Raw genomic sequence first — 15,928 nt, 5'->3', positions numbered from 1 at the left:
GCCTTACTTGAGCATTCCGAGCTGAATGATCGGCGCGCCGCCCCCTCGGCCGAGGACCGTATCGACCTTCTTGCGAACCGACTCGAGCGTCAGCGGCTTGACGAGTGTGCCGTGTGCTCCGGCCTTCATTCCTTCAATCGCCATCGCTTCGTCTTTTTTCTCGCAGACGATGAGGACCCGGACGTCCGGAAACTTTGTCATTATCTCTTGGACAAGTCCGACGCCCCTCTCGCTCAGGAACGAAACACCCAGAAGCACGACGTGGGGCTTCAGCCAGTCGACGCCCTTATCGTAAGCTTCCTCAAGGTTTGAGAGTTCATGAGTTTCGATTTCATCGTGCAGCATGAACTGCAATGCAGCGCGCGTGATTTCATCATCATCAATGACGAACACACGCCGCTGGTCCACGGCCTTTGACGTTTCAACGCCGATTTGCATTTCGTTCCTCGCAGCGCAGGATGTACCCGATCAAGCGGCGATAAACGCCGCCCGCAACTGCGATGAGCAATTTTCATTCCATTCGCGGCAAGTCTTGGCGGGCGCAGAGAATCCCGTGGTCCCCGACAGAGTTGGATTCTCCCACCGAATTTTTTGTCTTGTTTCCTACAAATCCGCAGCAACCCAGATCAACGTTGCGTTTGCCCACGGCTCCGAGAATCCTGAGTAAACACAGGTTCTTATGAAAATCTCGACGAGTGGCACGCTGCTTGCTCTCTCTCTCAAAATCAGCGAGTAAGGGCTGAGTGCAGGCCGACGCGACGAGCGAGCACTGTGCTCCTTCCCGCCACCCGTGAGCCCGTATGAGAGGACATGACTGCGTGATCGCGGAAGGCGTGGCGCAGAGGCACTCGGTTCAAAGGAGAGACAACATGTCGGCACTACGACAAATCGCGTTTTACGGCAAAGGCGGCATCGGCAAGTCGACGACGTCACAGAACACACTGGCGGCATTGGCGGAGATGGGTCATCGGATCCTGATCGTTGGCTGCGATCCGAAAGCGGATTCGACGCGTCTGATCCTGCATGCCAAGGCTCAGGACACGATCCTGAGCCTGGCGGCGAATGCGGGTTCTGTGGAAGACCTCGAGATCGAAGACGTGATGAAGGTCGGCTACAAGGACATCCGCTGCGTTGAATCGGGTGGCCCAGAACCGGGTGTTGGTTGTGCGGGCCGCGGCGTCATAACGTCGATCAACTTCCTGGAAGAGAATGGCGCCTACGAGGACATCGATTACGTGTCCTACGACGTTCTTGGCGACGTTGTCTGCGGCGGGTTTGCGATGCCGATCCGTGAGAACAAAGCTCAGGAGATCTACATCGTCATGTCTGGAGAGATGATGGCGATGTATGCGGCGAACAACATCTCGAAGGGCATTCTGAAGTACGCGAACTCAGGCGGTGTTCGTCTTGGCGGTTTGGTATGCAACGAGCGTCAGACGGACAAGGAGCTTGAGCTTGCGGAAGCTCTTGCGAAGAAGCTCGGAACGCAGCTGATCTACTTCGTTCCGCGGGACAACATCGTGCAGCATGCCGAGCTTCGTCGGATGACGGTTCTGGAATACGCGCCGGATTCAGTGCAGGCGAACCATTACCGCAGCCTGGCAGAGAAGATCCACGCGAACGGGGGCAAGGGGATCATTCCGACGCCGATCACGATGGACGAGCTCGAGGACATGCTGATGGAGCACGGCATCATGAAACAGGTTGACGAGAGCCAGATCGGCAAGAGCGCGGCCGAGCTGGCGACGGCCTAATCAGCCCGCAAGGGACCGGCTCCTCAAACCCCGCATGAGGGGCCGGTCTCTCAAGCCATGAGGGGCGCATATCGCCGTCTCTTTGTAGGTCTCGTCGATGAGGTGCTGCCCCCAATGTTTACCAGAGAACTTTCGATCGAGGCCCCGGTGCTGGACTCGAAAACGCCTGCCAGGGTCGATGACCACCCTTGGAAAAGATACAAGGCGGTCCTGCAGAGAACGGGACTAAGACCTACGCGCCCTCGAATGGTGCTGGGCTGGATCTTATTTTCGAAGGGAGACCGGCACATCACCGCGGAGGCGCTTTACGAAGAGGTCGTGGCGGCCAAGATCCCAATCTCACTTGCCACTGTCTACAATACCCTCAACCAGTTCACCGAAGCGGGATTGCTCCGCCAGATAGGCGTCGACGGCTCCAAATCGTTCTTCGACACCAATCCGAGCGACCATCACCACTTTTTCATACAGAGCGAAAACGCTCTGCTCGACATTCCCGCAGTCGATGATCTGCTCGACAGGATTCCGCAACCGCCGGACGGATTCGAGATCGAACGTGTCGATGTCGTCGTGAGACTGCGTCGGAAGTAGGCCGAACATGCCAAGTGTAGAGAGCCTCGACGATCGGGAAAGGCGCGCCACGAGCGCGAAATTGATGGAATGGCGAGAAGATCGAACAATGACGGATTGGGAAAGGCTCAGTCGCTGCTGAGCACGGCATTCCCGCGTGTCATCCTCAATGACACAACGCTGCGCGACGGAGAGCAAGCTCCTGGCGTCGCGTTTTGGATCGACGAGAAGCTGGCGATCGCCCGTGCGCTCGCCCGTGCTGGCGTACCGGAAATCGAAGTTGGCACGCCGGCCATTGGGGTCCACGAGATCGCTGCCATTCGCGCCATCGTCGCCGCGGACCTTCCGTTGAAAGCTATAGCTTGGTGTCGGATGCGCTTGGATGACGTCGACGCTGCTGTTGCCAGCGGCGTCGGAATGATCAACCTCTCAGTGCCGGTCTCCGACGTCCAGATCGCAGCCAAGCTGCGTGGCGGCCGGGCGGAGGTCCTTGATAGAATAACGTCCGTTGTCGATTACGCACGAATGAAGGGGCTGGACGTCTCTGTCGGCGGGGAGGATTCCTCGCGGGCCAGTGTCGATTTCCTTATGGAGGTCGTTGCCGTCGCGAAGGAGGCAGGAGCGAGACGATTTCGCCTCGCCGACACGCTCAGCGTGCTGGACCCATTTACCACTTTCAATCTTGTCGCGATTTTGCGCGAAGCGACGGATCTGGAACTGGAGATCCATGCGCACGACGACCTTGGGCTTGCAACCGCCAACACGCTTGCAGCGATTCAGGCCGGCGCAAGCCATGCGTCCGTAACCGTGATTGGACTTGGCGAGCGTGCCGGGAATGCGCCTCTTGAAGAAGTGGCGATGGCGCTGGTGCAGATATCTGGACGTGAAACAGGAATAATTCCATCGGAACTCGTTCGCGTAGCGAATGTTGTCTCCGAAGCCGCCAAGCGGCCGGTCCCTCTGAATAAGGCAATTGTTGGTGGGCACGTATTCACACATGAATCAGGAATTCACGTCGACGGGCTTTTGAAGGATCGCCACACGTATCAAGCACTCGATCCGGTGGTGTTGGGGCGCGACCATGATTTCGTCATCGGAAAGCACTCCGGGATCGCATCGATAAAGGCGTCGCTCGCCAAACTGGATCTCTGTGCAAGCACGGCCGAGCTCACGACGATTCTGGCGCGCGTTCGTGCGCACGCCATCGCGACGAAGGGGGCAGTCACCCTGGAAAAGCTTACGGCTATCTGGCGCGAAGTAAGCGATGCGAATACAGAGAGGCACGTCACCTCGCCATGACGGCTGATTGTACAAAATCTCCCACCAGCACGGTAGAGCAACGGAGCGATGCACTCTCTCTCCTGCAGTTGATCAGGGAAGATATCGGTTGCGTCTGTTCGCGAGATCCTGCCGCTCGCGGCGAACTCGAAACGCTTTTGACCTACCCCGGCGTCCACGCAATCTTATGGCATCGCCTTGCATCTCGATTATGGCGATCCGGCTGGCGGTTTCCTGCGCGCCTATTGTCATGGTTTGCGCGTTTTCTGACGAATATCGATATTCATCCGGGAGCAACGCTCGGGCGTCGATTTTTTATCGATCATGGCGCGGGCGTCGTGATTGGAGAGACCGCCGAAGTCGGCGATGATGTGACACTCTACCATGGCGTCACGCTCGGCGGCACATCCTGGTCCGCCGGCAAACGCCACCCGACGCTTGAGGACGGCGTCGTCGTCGGGGCAGGCGCAAAAATCCTCGGCCCGATAACAATTGGCCGCGGCGCGCGTGTCGGCGCAAATTCCGTCGTGATCGATACGACTCCGCCCGGCGTAACCGTCGTCGGAATACCAGCAAAGATCGTTTACCGAGGCGGTGAACGGCGAAAAATGATCGGACGCATCAATCTCGACCATCATCAAATGCCCGATCCGGTCGGCGAGGCAATCGCCATCGTTTTGGATCGGATCGAGTTTTTGGAAGCACGCCTGTCCCACATTCAGAAGCGTTTACGCGAAGAGCCTTTGCGCCTTACGCCACACGAAAAGATCGACGCGACTGGAACGCCCGGGGCGGTGCCAATGTGGGAGATATGAATGAATATTCTTGATCGCTTGAACAAGGCGTCCTCGGCGGAGGACTTTTTCAAATTGCTGGACGTCTATTACGATCCAAAAGTGCTCAGCGTTGCTCGTTTGCACATTCTCAAGCGCATGGGGCAGTATCTCGCGGGCGAGAATTTCAAGGGGCTGCCAGAGGACACGATAGCCGTGCGCTGTAAGGCCGTCCTTCAGCAGGCGTATGCCGACTTTATCGTATCGTCCCCGCTCAATGAACGCGTCTTCAAAGTGCTGAAGGATGCCGTCGCGCCAGAACAGCCCAAAACCGTCAATCTCGTCCAGCTGACCAAAGTGAAATGACTTCTAGATGGGCTCGCAGTCGATCAGAGAAGCATCAACTTGCGAGCAAGAGTGTTGGGCGCCGTCCTGTAGCGTTCCCGACAAGTGTCGAGTGTCTATGTCGGGACACGTGTCGATGATCTCGCAAGCATTTGGAATTCAAGGATTATCGTTTGATCTTCGGTGTTGGTACGACACTTGCTCTTTGTGGGTCTGAGAGCAAGACAGATTTTGGAGACAGTGCGTGCACATCGTCGTTTGCATAAAGCAGGTCCCGGACTCCGCGCAGATCCGAGTGCATCCGGTAACGAACACGATCATGCGGCAAGGGGTTCCGACCATCATCAACCCCTACGATCTGTTCGCACTGGAGGCGGCGTTGCGCCTGCGAGATGACGTCGGCGGCGAAGTCTCGGTTCTGACGATGGGACCTCAGTCGGCTGAAGATAGCTTGCGCAAAGCGCTGACATATGGCGCCGATCGAGCGGTGCTGTTGACCGATAGGTTTTTTGCCGGGTCCGATACGTTGGCAACGACCTACGCTTTGGCGACGGCAATCCGCAAGATCGGAACGGACTTCGGAGCGCCGGATGTCGTCTTCACCGGCAAGCAAACGATTGATGGTGATACCGCCCAGGTAGGACCGGGGATCGCCAAGCGCCTCGGCCTACGCCAGCTCACTTATGTTTCGCGAATTGGGCCCGTTGATAAGGTCGCCGGCACGGTCGACGTCGAGCGTAGATCGGAGGGCGGCGTCCAGAGTCTCCGCACCAAGCTGCCGTGTCTCATCACGATGCTGGAGGCGACAAACGAAATCCGCCGCGGCTCAATGGCCGATGCCCTGCGGGCTGCACGCGCTGAGATAATCAAGTGGAGCGCCCACGACGCGGGTGTTGAAGATCTCTCGAAATGCGGCCTCAAGGGCTCGCCAACGATCGTCAAGAAGGTTTTTGCTCCATCTCCGCGCGCCACCAAAGCGGTGTTTGTTGAGCCAGCCGATGAATCGCCAGCGGACGCGCTCATCAATGAGATCTTCAGACATCAGCCAAACCTAGAAGCGAAGCTCGTATCGATCGCGCGCGGGTTCTGACGGTATCGAAGTGAAAGGACGGATATGAGCGAACCTGCCAAAGCGCCAGCGGCTGCTGGACGAGCTTCGACCAAGAAAGAGCTGCCTGAGCATTTTAAGGGGTATAAGCACGTCTGGGTCTTCGTGGAGCAGGAACGGGGACAGGTTCATCCTGTTTCGTGGGAACTGTTGGGGGCTGGCCGGAAGCTTGCCGACAAACTGAAGGTTGAACTGGCTGCGGTAGTTCTCGGGCCTCCGGGAGCCGCGACACAACAAGCGGCTGCGGAAGCGTTTTGCTATGGCGCCGATCTTGCTTACGTCATCGCCGATGAACTCCTTACCGACTATCGCAACGAGCCTTACACCAAAGCACTGACGGATCTCGTCAACACCTACAAACCGGAAATCCTATTGCTCGGTGCGACGACCCTCGGACGCGATCTTGCTGGGGCGGTCGCAACCACCTTACTTACCGGCTTGACTGCCGATTGCACGGATCTCGACGTCGACGTCGATGGTTCGCTCGCAGCAACGCGCCCGACGTTTGGCGGTTCGCTTTTGTGCACGATCTACACGCTGAACTATCGCCCCCAGATGGCAACCATTCGCCCGCGCGTGATGGCGATGCCTGAACGCCACGAGCAGCCGCCGAAGCGTATTATCGAACATCCTCTCGGAATGGTCGAAGAGGATATCGTGACGAAGGTTCTCTCCTTTTTTCCGGATCGAGAGGCTTCGCGCTCCGCACTTGCTTATGCGGACGTCGTTGTTGCGGGCGGTCTAGGCTTGGGATCGGCGGAGAACTTTCAACTCGTCCGTCAGCTTTCTTCGGTGCTCGGTGCCGAATACGGCTGCTCGCGCCCGTTGGTGCAAAAAGGCTGGGTCAGCTCCGATCGCCAGATCGGTCAAACAGGAAAGACGATCCGTCCGAGACTATACATCGCTGCGGGCATCTCGGGTGCAATCCAGCACAGAGTGGGTGTCGAGGGAGCAGATCTTATCGTTGCGATCAACACCGATAAGAACGCGCCAATCTTCGACTTCGCACACGTCGGAATTGTAACCGACGCTATCAGACTTCTGCCTAAATTGACGGAAGCCTTCCGCCAACGCTTGTCGCCGCATTCGCGCGACCGCATCGCGAGCTAAAGGAGAATCGTGATGGTCGAAGAGAGATTCGATGCAATCGTTGTGGGCGCCGGAATGGCCGGAAATGCCGCCGCTCTCACCATGGCAGAGCGTGGATTGAAGGTCCTGCAGATTGAGCGCGGAGAATATCCAGGATCGAAAAACGTCCAGGGTGCAATTCTGTATTCGGACATGCTCGAAAAGCTCATCCCGAACTTTCGCGAAGACGCGCCGCTGGAGCGTCATCTCGTCGAGCAGCGTTTCTGGATGATGGACGATCGCTCGCATGTCGGCTTGCACTACAAGTCCGATGATTTCAATGAGCAGAAGCCCAACCGTTATACGATCATCCGCGCGCCGTTCGATAAGTGGTTTTCGAAAAAGGTGCAGGAAGCCGGTGCCATCGTCATCTGCGAAACCACGGTGACGGAGCTGATCCGAAACGTCGATGGCAAGGTCATCGGCGTGCGCACCGATCGAGCCGGTGGCCAAGTCATGGCCGACATCGTTGTCCTCGCTGAAGGAGTCAACGGTCTGGTCGGAACGCGCGCCGGTCTGCGCGAAACGCCGAAAGCGACCAACGTCGCGCTGGCAGTCAAGGAAATGCACTTTCTTCCGCGCGAAACGATCGAAGCGCGATTCAATCTAAAGGGCGATGAAGGCACTGTCATCGAAGCCGCCGGAACGATCTCGCGCGGTATGACCGGCATGGGCTTCATCTATGCCAATAAAGAGTGCATCTCGCTTGGCATCGGCTGTCTCGTGTCCGATTTCCAGACGAGGGGCGAAACGCCTTACGGCTTGCTCGATAGGTTCAAGCGTCATCCATCGGTCGCGCCTTTTATTGAGGGATCCGAAGTCAAGGAATACTCCGCCCATCTCATTCCCGAAGGTGGCTACAAGGCGATCCCGCAGCTCTACGGCGACGGCTGGCTCGTCGTTGGGGACGCAGCGCAGCTCAACAACGCGATCCATCGCGAGGGTTCCAACCTCGCCATGACGTCGGGGCGTCTCGCCGGTGAAACCATTGCGCAACTGAAGGCGCGCCGGGAGCCGATGACGGCCGAAAACCTATCCCTCTACAAGTCGATGATCGACAAGTCTTTCATCATCAAGGACCTCAAAAAATACCGCGATATGCCAGCGCTACTCCACACGCAGTCGCAAAACTTTTTCCTCACCTATCCGCAGCTCGTTTCGAAGGCGATGCAGAACTTTATTCGCGTCGATGGTGTACCCAAGCGCGAGAAAGAAAAGCTGACCCTGAAATCGTTCGTAGCGGCTCGCTCATGGACCGGTCTCCTCTGGGATGCCTTCCAATTCGCGCGGGCGTGGAGATAGCGATCGGCTCCATACCGGAATTTATAGATTAACCTTTTGCTCAGATCGGAGATCGAAATGGCGACTGAACTCTCCGTACGTATCGAAGACAAGCTTTATCAGAACCGGTATCTCGTCGATGCCGGACGCGCTCATATCAAAGTTCGCGAGCACTCCGCACCGACCCCGCCGTTGCTCGCGTTGCTGACTGCATGTCCGGCTCGTTGCTATGAACTCAATGACAAGGGACAGGTTGAAGTCACAGTGGACGGCTGCGTGGAATGCGGCACATGCCGCGTTATCGCAGAGCCTTCCGGCGATATTGAATGGAGCTATCCGCGAGGTGGCTACGGGATTCTGTTTAAGTTCGGTTGAATGCAAGCGTTGCGAGCCGCTGCATATTCGCGAGAATAGTCAGCTGCCGGAGGCTGCTCTAAAGGCGACAATCGAAAACGGATACGATGGGCCACGTCATGACGGATATGGTGGAACTCAAAAAACGCAAAGGGCCGCTCAATCTTGCAATTGTGCACGCCGATCCGGACGCCTTCATCGAAAATCTGATGGGTTGGCTCGAAATTACGGCCTTTGTCTCGGCGCAGCGTCTCGGCGAAGCTCAGCTTCCTGTTGATGGCGTAACGCCGGCGCTCTCGATCGAGCAGTTAAGAAAAGGGGGCGTCCACGAGATCGGCAACGACGCTGTGTTCGCCTTCTGCATGACGGCTTCGATGAAAGGCGACAAAGCAGCAGTCGACAAGGTGGAATCTGCGTTGATCGAAGGCATGGGGAAAGAATTCCCAGGTTCTATGGGCTTATGGCACTTCCGCGCTCAGATAGACGCTCCGGTGACGCTAGATGATTTCGTCGGCCAAGCTGGAAAGAAGATGCTTTCTGGCGATATTCCGCCACCGCCGCTTCGCGCCAAGGAAAACTGGAACGCTGAGTTGCGCTTCTTCAAGAAGGCGCGACGATCTAATTTCCTTCACGAGATCATGTACCCCTTGGCGCTATGGAGTCGTGCGCGCTGGACGGAAACCCTAGAGAAGGGCGTGGCTTTTCTCCAGCACATCGAAGACAACCTTCCCGTTTTGCGCGAGGTCTTGGAAGATCCCCGTAACGACCAGGCTTTTGTTGCAAATACCCTGCTCAAGCTCGCGCCCGCAGTCGATATGGAACTGAATGACGAATACCAGGGGCTTCTGCGGTCTTTAGCGCGCCGGTCCTAAATGATTGCGATGTGGGGACGATATCTCACCCAGGCGCAAACGACGTGTTTTATAGCGTCTACTAAGCCGCTCCACCGGCCGGAAACAACATGAGCGACATCGCAAAGGCTGCAATTTTACACGATCGTAGCGTCCTCGAAATCGGCGGCGCGGATCGGACCAAATTTCTCCAGGGGCTCGTGACCAATGACATGCGCCGCGTTGCTCCGGGAACCGCCCTTTACACCGGCCTGCTGACAGGCCAAGGCAAGCTCATTTGCGATCTTTTCATTATGCCGGATGGCGAGAAGCTACTCGTTGATATCGCCAGTTCGCATGTCGAAAAATTCATTGAGCGCCTCGTCAAGTTTAAGTTACGCGCGGAGGTCACGTTCGGCGAAACAGAAACGCCGCTTGCTGTAGCCGCTGTGTGGGGATCGGACGTCGCCGCGAGGTTGGGGCTTGACCCGCGCACGATGTTGACAGAGAAAAATTCGCTTCCTTGGACACACCACGCATTCATAGATCCTCGCCTCCCGGCTTTAGGCGCACGCCTGCTGTTCCCCGTCGATTTGACAGTCGATATCGAGCTTGCCCGCCGCGGCGTCACTAGCGCAACCGTCGAAGAATATAATGCGCACAGACTGGCACTCGGCGTTGCCGACACCGCTGACATTGAAGGAGAGATTTGCTACCCGCTCGAAGCCAATTTCGAGCTGCTTCACGGTGTCGATTTCAAGAAAGGCTGTTATGTCGGCCAAGAGTTGACTGCGCGCATGAAGCTCAAAGACAAATTGCGCAAGCGCGTATTGCCAGTTGTCAGCGTGGCTTCAACATCCCTTCCGGCTGTCGGGACGTCGGTCACGGCCAATGGAGCCGAGCTTGGACAGCTGATTGCAGTCTCAGGCCTGAGAGGCCTCGCGTTGCTCCGGCTCGATCGCCTAGCAGATGCTCAGATGGATGCGATCCGCGCTGGGGAGGTGCCACTTAATATCAATTGGCCGAGCTGGATTCCGCGCTGATCCCATGCCGATAACGTCGGCAATTTTTTTGAGTTTTTGTTGCCCACACGACGCCGAAATAAAGCGCGAGTTCCAGTATGCGATGCTCGCAAAGGGGATAACGATGGTTCTATTGAATGAGATGCTGATCGACGCTGGTGCGATAAATTTTATTAAATCGCGTTCTCGGCTGTTGGGGCATGGCACGCTCGCACCGCAATAACAAATTACGTTGACTACGGATTGATCTCGCAAGACAGTCTCGGCCGTAGACGGGTGTCACTACGCGTTCCCGGATGCCGGCTATGCGTATGTATTTGTTTGCACGATCGAAAGCTGCTCGCTGCTCAGAACCTGGCAGGCGATCTCGATTTTTTCAGCGCAGGAGCCAATTTTCTCTGCGCAGCGTTCCGCTGAAATTTTAGTGCTGCCGGAGGATGGGGCGATGAGTATCGCCCGTTCGCGAAGTCGCCTGGAAGCAATTCAAGAATCCACTTCAAGCAAATATCTCAACGCATCTCGTCAGGGAGCGCCATAGATGACCAGCCAAACCTCATCTGGCTCAAGTGTCCTGGCGCAAGCCGTGGTGCTGGCGTCGGCGGCACTCATCCTGCTCGGTTTGTTTTGGTACGGCGTGTCGGGCGAGGTTTTTAAAAGACAATGGCAAGACTTTACGGGGCGTCCCAGCGGACCAATGTCATTCCGATTTATTTTGCAGCCAACGATGGCGATGATGGCTGCCCTGCACGATGGCATCAATGACGCGCGTCTCGGCCGGTCCCCTTATTTCTGGACGGTACTCACGAATGCTCAAAAACGTCCGGGGCGGCTACGCGAAGGCATCATTTCTACAGCACGTATCGTTCTTTTGGGGCTCGTCATGGATGCAATCTATCAGTTCAAGGTATTGGGAACTTTCTATCCTGCTGAGGCCGTTATCATTGCCGTTGTTTTGGCCTTTGTCCCGTACCTGCTGATCCGAGGGCCTGTGGCCCGCATTGCGCGGCGATGGTGCGCTCAGAAGTCCCGAGAGGTATGAGCGGCTATGACACGCGATCCAAAATCCGGCATCACAAGTGCTTCTGCTTCGGACGATATTTCGGTCGAGCTTTCACTACGTCGTACCGGTATGTCGTTTCAACGCACGCGTATGAGCGCCGATCGGACGTTGATGTCTGTCATCCGCACCTCGCTATCACTCATCAGCTTTGGATTCACTATTTTTCAGGTGTTTCAGAAGCTGCGAGATCAGGATGTCATCACGCATGCCGGAGCATCCAGAAATTTTGGTGTGGCGCTCGTTCTGCTCGGCATCATCATGTTGGTCGTGGGCATCGTCTATCACGTGCAATTCATGTTGGGCTTGCGCCAAGAGCGCGAGATGATGCGCCAGGCCGGACTGGTTCACGGCGAGAGCCGCTTTCCTCCATCCTTCACACTTATCACCGCGATCGTCCTCTTGCTGATCGGTATCTTTGCGATCGTCAGCATGCTTTTCCAGATCGGACCGTTTGGCTAGCGCCAACGACAGGAGGCAAGATGGATACGTAGGACGCGATCAGTACGGGCGAAACGAGTTTATTGGGGAAATACCATGGAGGGAATAGCTGAAACCAAAAGGAGCCTAACATGGCCAAGGAAGCGAAAGGCGGCAGCGGCGCACCCCGTAAATCGGACAAGCCCAATATCCTCGTCATCTGGGGTGACGACATCGGCATCTCGAATTTAAGTTGTTATTCGCATGGATTGATGGGCTATCAGACGCCCAACATAGACCGTATCGCCAAAGAAGGCATGATGTTTATCGACGCTTACGGCGAACAATCGTGCACCGCGGGGCGCTCTTCTTTCATCACCGGCCAAAGCGTGCTTCGCACCGGGTTATCGAAAGTCGGCATGCCTGGGGCGCCGATCGGCATGAATGAGAAGATCGTAACGATTGCGGGTGCATTGAAAAATCAAGGCTATGCCACCGGTCAATTCGGCAAAAACCACCTCGGCGATCTTAATCACATGCTGCCGACCAATCACGGCTTCGACGAGTTCTTCGGCAATCTCTACCATTTAAACGCCGAAGAAGAGCCGGAGATGTATGACTATTTTCCCGAAAAGGACTTCCCAAATTATCGCAAGAATTTTGGACCTCGCGGCGTCATCCATTCTTGGGCGACCGATAAAGACGATCCAACCGAAGAGCCGCGCTGGGGGAAGGTCGGAAAGCAAAAAATCGAAGACACAGGCCCATTGAACCGTAAGCGCATGGAGACCTGTGATGACGAGTTCGTAGCCGCGGCGAAGGATTTCATTAAGCGCGCCGAAGACGCGGGGAAGCCGTGGTTCGTGTGGCTCAACACCACCCACATGCACCTTTATACGCACCCCAAAAAAGAGAGCCTCGGTCAAGCCGGTCGTTGGCAGTCGCCATACCACGACACGATGATTGATCACGATAAGAACATTGGCCAGATGCTGGATTTTCTCGATGAACTCGGCATCGCGGAGAACACGTTCGTCCAATACTCAACCGACAATGGTCCTCATCGCAATTCCTGGCCGGATGGCGGCATGACGCCATTCCGTTCCGAGAAAAATACGAACTGGGAAGGTGCTTTCCGAATTCCCCAATTGGTGCGGTGGCCGGCAAAGATAAAGCCGGGACAAGTCTCCACGGAGATAGTTCAGCTTCACGACTGGTTTCCGACGTTTCTCGCAATGGCGGGCGATCCCGACGTCATGGACAAGCTGAAAAAGGGTTATCAGGCTTGCGGAAGGACGTACAAGAACCACATCGATGGCTTCAATCTGCTTCCGTTTTTGACCGGCGAACAAAAAGAGAGTCCACGCAAGCTGTTCGTCTACATCAGCGACGATGGCGACATTCTCGCGTTGCGCTACGACAATTGGAAATGTGTCTTCATGGAACAGCGCTGCAAGGGGACGCTTCAGGTCTGGGCGGAGCCATTTACGCGATTGCGCGTGCCAAAACTCTTTAATCTACGCACTGATCCCTACGAATTCGCAGATACAACGTCGAACACGTACTATGAGTGGTTCATTCGTCGCGACTATATTGTGTTCGCGATCAATATGGTCGCCTCAAAATTCGCTGAGACGTTCAAGGACTTCCCGCCGATACAGAAGCCCAACAGCTTTACGATCGATGATGCGATCGAAAAAATGAAGGCAACTGCGGTGGCCGGCGACTGACGCGCTATGCATGACAGGGCGGCGAGGATCTCGCTGCCCTCCCATCCCGGATCAATCGCTTAGAAGCCGCGCGTGTGAGTGAGATTGATGACATGGGCAAGCGATACGAAGGGCCTGCTGCAGGCTTCGTGATATTTGCCGGTCAAGCCGCGAAAGCCGTGCGGATCGTTGCTGAAATGGATATGACGGACGCGTTGTCCATCGACCAAAGGCTCGTGGCAACTCGCGCAGCGCGGTCCGCGCGGTTCATCCTCGTCACGCATTCCATCGAGTGGCATGAGACCTTCCCCCGGAAAATCCCCAGTCGGTATTAAGGGTGGCACGACATGGGAGCGTATCAAAGTCGAATTTGGTCGCAGCTTGTGGGCAAAGTCGTCAAATCTGTGAAGAGATGAAAAAAGCCGCGCTTATCCTTTTGGGAGGTCGTGATGCGTTTTTCGCCTGACGGCAAATACTTTTACGTCAACGGCATTGGTTTTCCGCTTTCGCATCGTTTGGTCCTGACCGCCATCTGCCGGGCAGGACGGGCGTTGCAGAGACTGAGGGCTGAGTCGTCGTCGATCTCTATAAGCCGGTCAAGGAAACACGTCGACAACGAGATGCTCAGCTTACCCTGTGCCTACCCGCCCGAGCTTGAAGCGCAAAGCCTTGCGGCGACCTCGGATACGTGGGAACCGCACTGAAGCCATCGTCTCACGCTGTTAATGCAGCGTCTCGAGATACGAGGCTATCGCTGCCGCATCTTTGGCCTTCAAGCCCATATCCGGCATGGCGTTCCCAGGGTCGACGGATTGCGGGCTGGCGATCCATTTGGTCATGTTTCCGATGTTGTTCTGCAATCGCCCCGCAATGAAAACGCGATTGCCAATTCCCGCGAGCGGTGGGCCAACGCGTCCGTCGGCGTTATCGATGCCCGGAATCGTGTGACACGATCCGCATCCATAGTGTTCTATGAGCGCTTTGGCATTTGCGGGTGCACCGGCAGCAGGCTCGGCCTTGACAACGGAATATCCCGACAAGACAGCTGGCAACAAAAGCGCCAGCATTCCGGCTCTCGCTAGGTGCGTTACCGTTCCGCGACGTTCAGCATTCTGTAGCGATTTGACGAACAACCAAGCAATCGGAGCTAGAAAAAAAATTCCAGCAGGGATCCACATAATCAAACCCGCGATTTGCTGATCTTCAAGCGGCGTCATTCCCCATGCGTAAGGCGCCATCCCGTGAGCCTTGAACAGGACAACCGGTGACAGGATCATCAGAGCGCCGGGGAGACCACTGAGAACCGCGATGGCCGCAACGAACAGCATGCTTGGAATAAATTCCATGCGACGCCGACCCGATGGTTCGATCACAAGCGTCCAGAACATGAATGAGGTGACGACGAAACTCAAATGCTCGAACGTGTGCACCCATTCATTCTGAAGGCTCCAGGCGTAGGGGCGAGGCAGATGCCAGAATGAAAAAGTTCCGAGGAAAAGCGCTGCCACCGACAAAGGGTGCATCAGATGCCAGATAGCTGATCGCAACCAATGGACAGTAATGGAAGTGGCAACCCGCTTGCGGAAGCTGCGCGGCAACCCCCAGATCATTACGAGGATAGGCCGGCTCCAGACGAGCAAGGGGGGTACGACCAGCATCAGGATCAAATGCTGACCCATGTGCGCCGAGAAAAGCGCGTCGGTGATTTCGTCGACTTGTGGGGATAGGACGACGACGAACAGGGCCATCGCGATTGCAAATGCGATAGTTTGCGACGCGGTTACGACGCGGCGCGCACCAACTTCTCGCCGTATGCGAATGACGCCCGCTGCATATGCTACGATGGTGACTATAATAACGATTGTTTCGAGGTATCTGATCGTCTCAGACGACTGAGTGTCATTGGATATGGCGTGTGCGCTCGCTGCCGTTGCGCAGAAGGTCGTCAGAAACGGTATAAAAGGGCAAAGTTTTTTCAGCATGGCGGCCCCACGATAGATCCAAGGGCATCGACTGCGATTGCAAACCCGAAAAGCGTGCTTGTCAGAACTCCGCACATGGCCATGAAGCGCGTTCGACCTTCTCCGGCATGGACGAGTGCGCGCGCCTCACCCACTTTTTCGTCTTTCGTTTTCTTCCAAAGAACAAAAGCGACGTATCCTGCCGACACCGCCAACGCGAGCGAGGCGATGTCCACGAGAAGAATCATGGCCAGAGCTCCCGGCGGACCACGTAAAATGTCTTCCCGAGCTACGGCGCCGATGCAACGTTGGCCTGCGATCGAATAGTTGATGAGCAGATG

Annotated in this window: 18 protein-coding genes; 14 read left to right on the top strand and 4 right to left on the bottom strand. The window is 56.1% G+C overall.

What is annotated here, in order from left to right; genetic code table 11:
- Nucleotides 1-3: 3 nt before the first annotated feature.
- Nucleotides 4-438, bottom strand: a complete 435-nt coding sequence (locus HYPMC_RS16810; protein WP_013949242.1) for a response regulator — start codon at nucleotides 436-438, stop codon at nucleotides 4-6.
- A 431-nt stretch (nucleotides 439-869) separates the two neighbouring features.
- On the opposite strand from HYPMC_RS16810, the gene nifH reads away from it, so the two are divergent.
- From nifH to HYPMC_RS16735, 14 genes are all read left to right on the top strand, one after another.
- Entirely contained in the window at nucleotides 870-1,754 is an 885-nt protein-coding gene (nifH, locus tag HYPMC_RS16805; protein ID WP_013949240.1) for a nitrogenase iron protein, read from the top strand.
- A 114-nt stretch (nucleotides 1,755-1,868) separates the two neighbouring features.
- The gene (irr, locus tag HYPMC_RS16800) at nucleotides 1,869-2,342 is read left to right on the top strand and encodes a Fur family transcriptional regulator Irr (protein WP_013949239.1); all 474 of its coding nucleotides are present in this window, start codon (nucleotides 1,869-1,871) and stop codon (nucleotides 2,340-2,342) included.
- A gap of 69 nt (nucleotides 2,343-2,411) precedes the next feature.
- The gene (gene nifV, locus HYPMC_RS16795; protein ID WP_013949238.1) at nucleotides 2,412-3,620 is read left to right on the top strand and encodes a homocitrate synthase; all 1,209 of its coding nucleotides are present in this window, start codon (nucleotides 2,412-2,414) and stop codon (nucleotides 3,618-3,620) included.
- Nucleotides 3,617-4,414, top strand: a complete 798-nt coding sequence (gene cysE, locus HYPMC_RS16790) for a serine O-acetyltransferase (RefSeq protein WP_013949237.1) — start codon at nucleotides 3,617-3,619, stop codon at nucleotides 4,412-4,414. Before nifV ends, cysE begins: the two co-directional genes overlap by 4 nt.
- Nucleotides 4,415-4,738, top strand: coding sequence for a nitrogenase stabilizing/protective protein NifW (gene nifW, locus HYPMC_RS16785; protein WP_013949236.1), 324 nt, complete (start codon nucleotides 4,415-4,417; stop codon nucleotides 4,736-4,738).
- A 223-nt stretch (nucleotides 4,739-4,961) separates the two neighbouring features.
- Nucleotides 4,962-5,807, top strand: a complete 846-nt coding sequence (locus tag HYPMC_RS16780) for an electron transfer flavoprotein subunit beta/FixA family protein (RefSeq protein ID WP_013949235.1) — start codon at nucleotides 4,962-4,964, stop codon at nucleotides 5,805-5,807.
- Between the two features lie 24 nt (nucleotides 5,808-5,831).
- The gene (locus tag HYPMC_RS16775; protein ID WP_013949234.1) at nucleotides 5,832-6,935 is read left to right on the top strand and encodes an electron transfer flavoprotein subunit alpha/FixB family protein; all 1,104 of its coding nucleotides are present in this window, start codon (nucleotides 5,832-5,834) and stop codon (nucleotides 6,933-6,935) included.
- Between the two features lie 12 nt (nucleotides 6,936-6,947).
- Complete coding sequence (locus HYPMC_RS16770; protein ID WP_013949233.1) at nucleotides 6,948-8,255, top strand: FAD-dependent monooxygenase; 1,308 nt, start codon at nucleotides 6,948-6,950, stop codon at nucleotides 8,253-8,255.
- Nucleotides 8,256-8,312: 57 nt separating this feature from the next.
- A complete protein-coding gene (locus HYPMC_RS16765; RefSeq protein ID WP_013949232.1) occupies nucleotides 8,313-8,609 on the top strand; it encodes a ferredoxin family protein in 297 nt (98 codons plus the stop codon).
- 98 nt (nucleotides 8,610-8,707) lie between these two features.
- Nucleotides 8,708-9,460 (top strand): hypothetical protein, encoded by a 753-nt coding sequence (locus tag HYPMC_RS16760; RefSeq protein ID WP_024276314.1) that lies wholly within the window; start codon nucleotides 8,708-8,710, stop codon nucleotides 9,458-9,460.
- 89 nt (nucleotides 9,461-9,549) lie between these two features.
- Nucleotides 9,550-10,461, top strand: a complete 912-nt coding sequence (locus HYPMC_RS16755; RefSeq protein WP_013949230.1) for a folate-binding protein YgfZ — start codon at nucleotides 9,550-9,552, stop codon at nucleotides 10,459-10,461.
- Between the two features lie 517 nt (nucleotides 10,462-10,978).
- Nucleotides 10,979-11,479, top strand: a complete 501-nt coding sequence (locus HYPMC_RS24785; RefSeq protein ID WP_013949228.1) for a hypothetical protein — start codon at nucleotides 10,979-10,981, stop codon at nucleotides 11,477-11,479.
- A 6-nt stretch (nucleotides 11,480-11,485) separates the two neighbouring features.
- A complete protein-coding gene (locus HYPMC_RS16740; protein ID WP_013949227.1) occupies nucleotides 11,486-11,959 on the top strand; it encodes a YidH family protein in 474 nt (157 codons plus the stop codon).
- Between the two features lie 110 nt (nucleotides 11,960-12,069).
- On the top strand, nucleotides 12,070-13,647 hold the full coding sequence (locus tag HYPMC_RS16735) for an arylsulfatase (protein ID WP_013949226.1): 1,578 nt from the start codon (nucleotides 12,070-12,072) through the stop codon (nucleotides 13,645-13,647).
- Between the two features lie 59 nt (nucleotides 13,648-13,706).
- Here HYPMC_RS16735 and HYPMC_RS16730 read toward each other — a convergent pair whose 3' ends face one another.
- The 3 genes from HYPMC_RS16730 to HYPMC_RS24320 form a co-directional block, all read right to left on the bottom strand.
- On the bottom strand, nucleotides 13,707-13,925 hold the full coding sequence (locus tag HYPMC_RS16730) for a hypothetical protein (RefSeq protein WP_024276312.1): 219 nt from the start codon (nucleotides 13,923-13,925) through the stop codon (nucleotides 13,707-13,709).
- A gap of 423 nt (nucleotides 13,926-14,348) precedes the next feature.
- The gene (locus HYPMC_RS16725) at nucleotides 14,349-15,608 is read right to left on the bottom strand and encodes a cytochrome c oxidase assembly protein (protein WP_013949223.1); all 1,260 of its coding nucleotides are present in this window, start codon (nucleotides 15,606-15,608) and stop codon (nucleotides 14,349-14,351) included.
- Complete coding sequence (locus HYPMC_RS24320; protein WP_155831275.1) at nucleotides 15,602-15,835, bottom strand: hypothetical protein; 234 nt, start codon at nucleotides 15,833-15,835, stop codon at nucleotides 15,602-15,604. Before HYPMC_RS24320 ends, HYPMC_RS16725 begins: the two co-directional genes overlap by 7 nt.
- Nucleotides 15,836-15,928 lie beyond the last annotated feature (93 nt).

Source organism: Hyphomicrobium sp. MC1 (assembly GCF_000253295.1).
Classification (GTDB): Bacteria; Pseudomonadota; Alphaproteobacteria; order Rhizobiales; family Hyphomicrobiaceae; genus Hyphomicrobium_B.
The sequence above is the reverse complement of the archived record's forward strand: the minus strand, read 5'-3'. Positions and strand labels throughout refer to the sequence as shown.

What these genes read in the sequence shown, in the direction of transcription:
- HYPMC_RS16760 (WP_024276314.1), top strand. Translation starts at nt 8,708, where the DNA reads ATGACGGATATGGTGGAACTCAAAAAACGCAAAGGGCCGCTCAATCTT.
- cysE (WP_013949237.1), top strand. Translation starts at nt 3,617, where the DNA reads ATGACGGCTGATTGTACAAAATCTCCCACCAGCACGGTAGAGCAACGG.
- HYPMC_RS16810 (WP_013949242.1), bottom strand. Translation starts at nt 438, where the DNA reads ATGCAAATCGGCGTTGAAACGTCAAAGGCCGTGGACCAGCGGCGTGTG.
- HYPMC_RS16755 (WP_013949230.1), top strand. Translation starts at nt 9,550, where the DNA reads ATGAGCGACATCGCAAAGGCTGCAATTTTACACGATCGTAGCGTCCTC.
- HYPMC_RS16730 (WP_024276312.1), bottom strand. Translation starts at nt 13,925, where the DNA reads ATGCCACTCGATGGAATGCGTGACGAGGATGAACCGCGCGGACCGCGC.
- HYPMC_RS16725 (WP_013949223.1), bottom strand. Translation starts at nt 15,608, where the DNA reads ATGCTGAAAAAACTTTGCCCTTTTATACCGTTTCTGACGACCTTCTGC.
- irr (WP_013949239.1), top strand. Translation starts at nt 1,869, where the DNA reads ATGTTTACCAGAGAACTTTCGATCGAGGCCCCGGTGCTGGACTCGAAA.
- HYPMC_RS16765 (WP_013949232.1), top strand. Translation starts at nt 8,313, where the DNA reads ATGGCGACTGAACTCTCCGTACGTATCGAAGACAAGCTTTATCAGAAC.
- HYPMC_RS16775 (WP_013949234.1), top strand. Translation starts at nt 5,832, where the DNA reads ATGAGCGAACCTGCCAAAGCGCCAGCGGCTGCTGGACGAGCTTCGACC.
- HYPMC_RS24320 (WP_155831275.1), bottom strand. Translation starts at nt 15,835, where the DNA reads ATGATTCTTCTCGTGGACATCGCCTCGCTCGCGTTGGCGGTGTCGGCA.
- HYPMC_RS16735 (WP_013949226.1), top strand. Translation starts at nt 12,070, where the DNA reads ATGGCCAAGGAAGCGAAAGGCGGCAGCGGCGCACCCCGTAAATCGGAC.
- HYPMC_RS16770 (WP_013949233.1), top strand. Translation starts at nt 6,948, where the DNA reads ATGGTCGAAGAGAGATTCGATGCAATCGTTGTGGGCGCCGGAATGGCC.
- HYPMC_RS24785 (WP_013949228.1), top strand. Translation starts at nt 10,979, where the DNA reads ATGACCAGCCAAACCTCATCTGGCTCAAGTGTCCTGGCGCAAGCCGTG.
- nifW (WP_013949236.1), top strand. Translation starts at nt 4,415, where the DNA reads ATGAATATTCTTGATCGCTTGAACAAGGCGTCCTCGGCGGAGGACTTT.
- nifH (WP_013949240.1), top strand. Translation starts at nt 870, where the DNA reads ATGTCGGCACTACGACAAATCGCGTTTTACGGCAAAGGCGGCATCGGC.
- nifV (WP_013949238.1), top strand. Translation starts at nt 2,412, where the DNA reads ATGGCGAGAAGATCGAACAATGACGGATTGGGAAAGGCTCAGTCGCTG.
- HYPMC_RS16740 (WP_013949227.1), top strand. Translation starts at nt 11,486, where the DNA reads ATGACACGCGATCCAAAATCCGGCATCACAAGTGCTTCTGCTTCGGAC.